Origin of the sequence: Allobosea sp., assembly GCF_036675845.1 — a bacterium.
GTDB lineage: Bacteria > Pseudomonadota > Alphaproteobacteria > Rhizobiales > Beijerinckiaceae > Allobosea.
The window spans coordinates 22,070-28,683 of record NZ_JAKFED010000071.1; the positions used below are offsets into that span (position 1 = coordinate 22,070).

Below are 6,614 nucleotides of genomic sequence, written 5' to 3' on the forward strand. Positions count from 1 at the left end.
CACATAGGGACGAAACCGGCGCCAGGCGAGGGCGTTCCGGCGCGACGGCTCGAACAAGCGAGGGGTGATCGATGAACTATGTCCGCACCGGCATGCTGATGGCGGCCCTCACGGCCCTGTTCGGCGCCGTCGGCTATCTGCTGGCGGGGACCGGAGGCATGCTGATCGCGCTCGGCATCGCGGTCGCGACCAATTTGTTCAGCTACTGGAACTCCGACAAGCTGGCCCTCGCCTCCCACAACGCCCAGGAGGTCGACGCTGCGACCGCGCCGGAGCTCTACGGCATGGTGCGAGACCTCGCCGCGCGGGCCAATCTGCCGATGCCGCGCGTCTATCTCATCGATGAGGACCAGCCCAACGCCTTCGCCACCGGTCGCAACCCGCAGAATGCCGCCGTCGCGGCGACGACGGGCATCCTGCGCACGCTGAGCTATGACGAGCTCGCCGGCGTGATGGCGCACGAGCTGGCGCACATCAAGAATCACGACACCCTGACCATGACGATCACCGCGACCATGGCCGGCGCGATCTCGACCATCGCCAGCTTCGGCATGTTCTTCGGCTCCCGCGAGCAGCGCCCCAACTTCATCGTCCAGATCCTGGTGATGATACTGGCGCCGCTGGCGGCGACGATCATCCAGATGGCGATCTCGCGCTCGCGCGAATACGAGGCCGACCGGCTCGGCGGCGAGATCTGCGGCAATCCGGCGGCGCTGGCCGACGCGCTCGCCAAGATCGCCGGCGGCGTCGCCCATATTCCCAACGAGACGGCGGAGGCGAAGCCTGCTACGGCCCATATGTTCATCATCAACCCGCTGAGTGGACGCGGCATGGATTCCCTGTTCTCGACCCACCCCGACACCGGCAACCGCATCGCCGCGCTGATGGAGCAGGCGCGCGCCATGGGCGTCGCCGGCCATGGCGGCGGCTTCCTCGGCAATGCGGCGCAAAGCCCCTTCGCCGGCGGCCGCGAACCCGGCCCCTGGGGCTGAGATGGTGCGTCCCGAAATCACGACACCGCCTTCGCCCGAGCCGAAGCCGCTCGACGATGCGCCCGGCCTCGCCGCGCGCCGGCTGGCGGCCGAGCTGATCGACGAGGTCCTGCGCGCCGGGACCGCCCTCGACGAGACCTTCGAGCGCATGGCTCCGTCCCTGCGGCTGGAGCCGGCCGATGCCGGTCTCGCCCGCGCCATCGCCACCGTCGCCTTCCGCCGGCTCGGCACGATCCGCCATGTCATCGACGCCAGGCTGGAGCGCGGCAGCCCGCGCAATTCCGGCCCGTTCGAGCCGATCATGGTCGCGGCCGCCGCCCAGTTGCTTTTCCTCGACGTGCCCGACCATGCCGCCGTCGACCTCGCCATCCGCCATCTGCACGAGGATGCGCGCTCGTCGCGCTATGTTGCGCTCGGCAACGCCGTGCTGCGCCGGCTGGCGCGCGAGCGCGACGCCATCCTCGCCGGGCTCGATCCGATGATCGACACGCCGGAATGGCTGCAGGAAAGCTGGACGCGCCACTACGGCGCAAAAACCGCCGCCGCCATCGCACTCGCCCATGCCCAGGAGCCGCCGCTCGATCTCAGCGTCAAGGCCGACGCCGCCGCCTGGGCGGAGAAGCTGGACGGCATCGTCCTGCCGACCGGCTCCGTCCGCCTGCGGGGACGGGAGAGCGTCCCCACGCTGACAGGCTTCGCCGAGGGGCAATGGTGGGTCCAGGATGCCGCCGCCGCCCTGCCGGCGCTGCTGCTGGCGGCAAAGCCGGGCGAACGCGTCGCCGATCTCTGCGCCGCGCCCGGCGGCAAGACGGCGCAGCTCGCCGCGGCCGGTGCCAGCGTGACGGCGGTCGACCGCTCCGGCCCCCGCCTGCGCCGTCTCGCCGCCAATCTCGAGCGGCTCGGCCTGCAGGCTGAGGTCGTCACCGCCGACGTCACCCGCTACGAGGCCGAAGCCTTCGATGCCGTGCTGCTCGACGCTCCCTGCAGCGCCACCGGCACGATCCGCCGCCATCCCGACGTCGCCTGGACCAAGCGCTCCGAGGACATCGCCAAATTGACGGCCCTGCAGGCGCGCCTGCTCGACCAGGCCGCGAAGCTGACCCGGCCCGGCGGGCGCCTGGTCTATTGCACCTGTTCGCTCGAACCCGAGGAGGGCGAGGCGCAGATCGCGGCCTTCCTGGCACGCCGGGAAGGCTTCGCCCGGCAGCCGATCGACCCGGCGGAGATCGGCGGCATCGCGGATGCGCTGACGCCACAGGGCGAGTTGCGGACCCTGCCGCACCAGCTCGCCGGCGAAACCGCGCGACTTTCCGGATGGGCGGGATTTTACGCATGTCGCCTGATCAGGCTATGACTTGACCGGGTTCGTCTCTCGGAAGGCGGCGAAACGGCGGGACGGGCGGGGGCATTGAAAAGCTGGTCTGAGCGTGGAGGGCTGGCGCGTGCGGCCATCGGCCGGGCGGCAAAACGCACGCGCGGCCAGATTTTCGGCGCCAGGCGTGCGCTCTGGCCGTTCGGGCGCCTGAAGGCGAGCCGCCTGCTCTTCGCCCCGCACGACCTGCGCACCGCCGACCCGACGACGGCGAGCGACATCTATTCCGGTTATTTCGCCTTTGCCGGACGCACGGTGAACAGCCATGGCGAATCGCCCTTCGAGATCGCTCCGCCAAGCGAGGCCTGGGCCGAGGCCCTGCACGGCTTCTCCTGGCTCAGGCATCTGCGTGCCGCCGACACCGCCATCGCCCGCGCCAATGCCCGCGCCCTGGTCGAGGAATTCATCGGCCACAAATACGAGCGCGGCGAGGCGGCGCGCCAACCGGCGGTCGCGGCACGGCGGCTGATCTCCTTCCTGTCGCACTCGCCGCTCCTGCTCGAAGGCGCCGATCATGTCTTCTACGAGCGCTTCATCCGGCATGTGGCGCAGACCACGGACAGGCTGCAGCTCGCGCTCGCCGGCGCCGTCGATGGCGTCGCGCGCCTGCAATGCCTGATCGCCGTCTCCTTCGCCGCGATCAGCCTCGATGGGCAGGAGCGCCGCCTGCGGCGCTTCGAGACCGCGCTGTCGGACGAGCTGGAGCGACAGATCCTTCCCGATGGCGGCCATCTCAGCCGCAATCCGCGCATCATCATCGAGCTGCTGCTCGATCTGCTGCCGCTGCGCGAGACCTTTGCGGCGCGCGGAATGGAACCGCCGCGCAGCATCATCATGGCGATCGACCGGATGATGCCGCATCTGCGGCTGTTCCGGCATGGCGACGGGGCACTGGCCCTGTTCAATGGCATGGGTGCGACCCCGCCCGACCTGATGGCGACGCTCGCGGCCTATGACGATGCCCGCGGCCGGCCGATCGAGCACGCCGCCTATGCCGGCTATGACCGGCTCTCCGCCGGGCCAAGCACGGTGATCGTCGATGCCGGCGCGCCGCCGCGCGGGGCGAACTCGGTCGAGGCGCATGCCGGCTGCCTGAGCTTCGAATTCTCCAGCGGGGCACAGCGCCTTGTCGTGAATTGCGGCGCCAGCCGCTATGGCGCGCCGGAACTGCGGCTCGCCGCCCGCGCCACCGCTGCCCATTCCACCGTGACCCTCGACGACCGCTCGAGCTGCGTCTTCGGACTGGTGCTCGGCGAACGGCGCGTCACCGCCGGCCCCGCCGATGTCCGCGTCGCCCGCCAGGAGACCGAGCAGGGCATCGAATGGGTCGCCAGCCATGACGGCTACAAGCGCGCCTTCGGCGTCGTCCACACCCGCCGGCTGCTGCTCGCCCCCGGCGGCCGCGAGCTGGTCGGCGAGGACGAGATCAGCCCCTCCGCCAGGATGGCGAGCCTGCCCGCCGCCGCGCGCTTCCACCTGCATCCGAACGTCAAGGCAAGCCTGATCCGCGAGGGCGAAGGGGCGCTGCTGGCGCTGCCTTCCGGCGAGGTCTGGGCCTTCGAGGCTTCGGGGCTGCCGGTCACGCTGGAGGAGAGCGTCTTCTTCGCCGCGGCCGACGGGCGCCGGCGCACCTCGCAGTTGATCGTCGATTTCGACGCCGCCACGACCCCGCAGATCTCCTGGCGTTTCGCGCGGCTGGGCGCCGCCGGGCGCCGTGCCGCGGCCGAAGCGGAGGCCGAGGCGCGGCAGGCCGATCTCCTCCCGCCGGCCTGACCCGCCTTTCGGGCAGGGCAGGTGCGCCGGCTTGTGCTTTGCAGCGAGGCGCCGGCGTGATAGGGCGCGCGCGACACCTTTCGCGGCGTGCCGCGCAACTTCTGGACCCTTCTCGCCATGCCGAACGAACTTCGCCGCGTCGAGCGCGCGCTGCTTTCCGTCTCCGACAAGAGCGGGCTGATCGAGTTCGCCCGCGCGCTGTCGCGCATGGGCATCGCTCTGGTCTCGACCGGCGGCACCGCCAAGGCGATCGCCGAAGCCGGGCTTGCCGTCACCGACGTCTCCGATCTGACCGGTTTCCCCGAGATGATGGACGGGCGCGTCAAGACCCTGCATCCCAAGGTCCATGGCGGCCTGCTCGCGATCCGCTCGCACCCGGAGCATCAGGCTTCGATGCTCGGCCACGGCATCCAGCCGATCGACCTGCTGATCGTCAATCTCTACCCGTTCGAGGCGACGGTCGCGGCCGGCCGCGCTTACGACGACTGCATCGAGAACATCGACATCGGCGGCCCGGCGATGATCCGCGCCGCCGCCAAGAACCATCATGACGTCGCCGTCGTGGTCGAGCCTTCGGATTATGCCGCGGTTCTGGCCGATCTCGAGGCGCATCGTGGCGCGACCACCCTGACGCTGCGCCGCAAGCTGGCGCAGAAGGCCTATTCGCGCACCGCGGCCTATGACGCGGCGATCTCGAACTGGTTCGCCGGCGAGCTCGGCGACACCTCGCCGGCCTTCCGGGCGCTGGGCGGCGGCCTGGCGGAGACGCTGCGCTATGGCGAGAACCCGCATCAATGGGCCGCCTTCTACCGCACCCCCGAGCAGCGGCCGGGCGTCGCCACCGCCCGCCAGGTCCAGGGCAAGCAGCTCTCCTACAACAACATCAACGACACCGACGCCGCCTTCGAATGCGTCGCCGAATTCGACCCGGCCGCGTCCGCCGCCTGCGTCATCGTCAAGCACGCCAACCCGTGCGGCGTCGCCGAAGGCTCCTCGCTGCTCGAAGCCTATGAGCGGGCCCTCGCCTGCGATCCGGTCTCGGCCTTCGGCGGCATCGTCGCGCTGAACCGCAGGCTCGATGGAAAGGCCGCCCGCAGAATCGTCGAGATTTTCACCGAGGTGATCATCGCGCCCGAGGCCGACGAGGAAGCGATCGCCCTCGTCGCCGCCAAGAAGAACCTGCGCCTGCTCCTGACCGGCGGCCTGCCCGACGTCCGCGCCGGCGGGCTTTCCCTGCGTACTGTTTCCGGCGGCTTCCTCGCCCAGGCCCGCGACAATGCCGTGGTCGACGACATGGAGCTCAGGGTCGTGACCAGGCGCCAGCCCAGCGAGGCCGAGCTCGCCGATCTGCGCTTCGCCTTCCGCGTCGCCAAGCACGTCAAGTCGAACGCCATCGTCTATGCCAGGAACCTCGCCACGGTCGGCGTCGGCGCCGGCCAGATGAGCCGCGTCGATTCCTCGCGGATCGCCGCCTGGAAGGCGAGCGAGGCGGCCAAGGCGGCCGGCGCCGCCGAGAGCCTGGCCAAGGGTTCGGTGGTCGCTTCCGACGCCTTCTTCCCCTTCGCCGACGGCCTGCTGGCGGCGGCCGAGGCCGGGGCGACGGCGGTGATCCAGCCCGGCGGCTCGATGCGCGACGACGAGGTGATCAAGGCGGCCGACGAGGCCGGCCTCGCCATGGTCTTCACCGGCCATCGCCATTTCCGGCACTGAGCCGGGACAGGAGGAAGCAGGATGCACACCGTCAAGGTCATCGCCGTCGGGTTCGCCCTGCTCGGCATCCTGCTCCTGGTCGCGCCGAGGCTGAACACCGGCGGCCGACACCCCATCGTATTCGCGATGAAGCTGTTCATCCCGCTCTGGTTCATCGCCTCCGTGGTCAACCTGATCATCGGCATCAGCCGCGCCGGCTATAGTTTCCTGCAGGAGGCGCCGATCCTGCTTCTCGTCTTCGGCCTGCCGGCGCTCGCTGCGGCGCTGATCTGGTGGCGCTTCGGCCGGAGGGTCATGTGAGTCTCGCTTCCGTTCGCGCCTTCTTCGCCGCCCATGCCCCCGAGATCGAGATCCTCGAGACCGACGGCAGCAGCGCTACCGTGACGCTCGCCGCCGAGGCTTTCGGGGTCGAGCCGGCCCGCATCGCCAAGACCCTGTCGCTTCGCCTCGGCGAGCGCGTCGTCCTGCTCGTCACCCGTGGCGACGCCCGGCTCGACAACCGCAAGACCAAGACCGCCTTCGGCGCCAAGCCGCGCATGCTCGATCTCGAGGAGGTTGCGGCGCTCACCGGCCATCCGGTCGGCGGCGTCTGCCCGTTCGGACTGGCGAGCCCGCTGGCCGTCTACTGCGACGTCTCGCTAAGGGCCTTCGACGAGGTGGTGCCGGCCGCCGGCTCGACGCAGAGCGCCGTCCGCATCAGCCCGGAGCGGATGGCCGCGCTGACCCGGGCCGAATGGGTCGATGTCTGCCAGGAGCCGGGCTGAACG

Annotated in this window: 6 protein-coding genes; all 6 read left to right on the forward strand. The window is 70.4% G+C overall.

The features are described 5' to 3' along the window. Positions 1 to 71: 71 nt before the first annotated feature. The 6 genes from htpX to V6M56_RS08510 all read left to right on the forward strand — a co-directional run bounded on the left by htpX (position 72) and on the right by V6M56_RS08510 (position 6,611). Positions 72 to 992 (forward strand): zinc metalloprotease HtpX, encoded by a 921-nt coding sequence (htpX, locus tag V6M56_RS08485; protein ID WP_332682837.1) that lies wholly within the window; start codon positions 72 to 74, stop codon positions 990 to 992. Position 993: 1 nt separating this feature from the next. Next, positions 994 to 2,346 carry an RsmB/NOP family class I SAM-dependent RNA methyltransferase gene (locus tag V6M56_RS08490; RefSeq protein WP_332682839.1) on the forward strand — a complete coding sequence of 451 codons (1,353 nt, stop codon included), beginning with the start codon at positions 994 to 996 and terminating at the stop codon, positions 2,344 to 2,346. Between the two features lie 54 nt (positions 2,347 to 2,400). Beyond that, positions 2,401 to 4,137, forward strand: a complete 1,737-nt coding sequence (locus V6M56_RS08495; protein WP_332682841.1) for a heparinase II/III family protein — start codon at positions 2,401 to 2,403, stop codon at positions 4,135 to 4,137. 117 nt (positions 4,138 to 4,254) lie between these two features. After that, positions 4,255 to 5,847 (forward strand): bifunctional phosphoribosylaminoimidazolecarboxamide formyltransferase/IMP cyclohydrolase, encoded by a 1,593-nt coding sequence (gene purH, locus V6M56_RS08500; RefSeq protein ID WP_332682842.1) that lies wholly within the window; start codon positions 4,255 to 4,257, stop codon positions 5,845 to 5,847. Positions 5,848 to 5,868: 21 nt separating this feature from the next. Continuing rightward, positions 5,869 to 6,147: a hypothetical protein gene (locus V6M56_RS08505; RefSeq protein ID WP_332682843.1), complete on the forward strand. Its 279-nt coding sequence runs from the start codon at positions 5,869 to 5,871 to the stop codon at positions 6,145 to 6,147. After that, complete coding sequence (locus V6M56_RS08510) at positions 6,144 to 6,611, forward strand: YbaK/EbsC family protein (RefSeq protein ID WP_332682844.1); 468 nt, start codon at positions 6,144 to 6,146, stop codon at positions 6,609 to 6,611. The genes V6M56_RS08505 and V6M56_RS08510 overlap by 4 nt, the downstream gene beginning before the upstream one ends. Positions 6,612 to 6,614 lie beyond the last annotated feature (3 nt).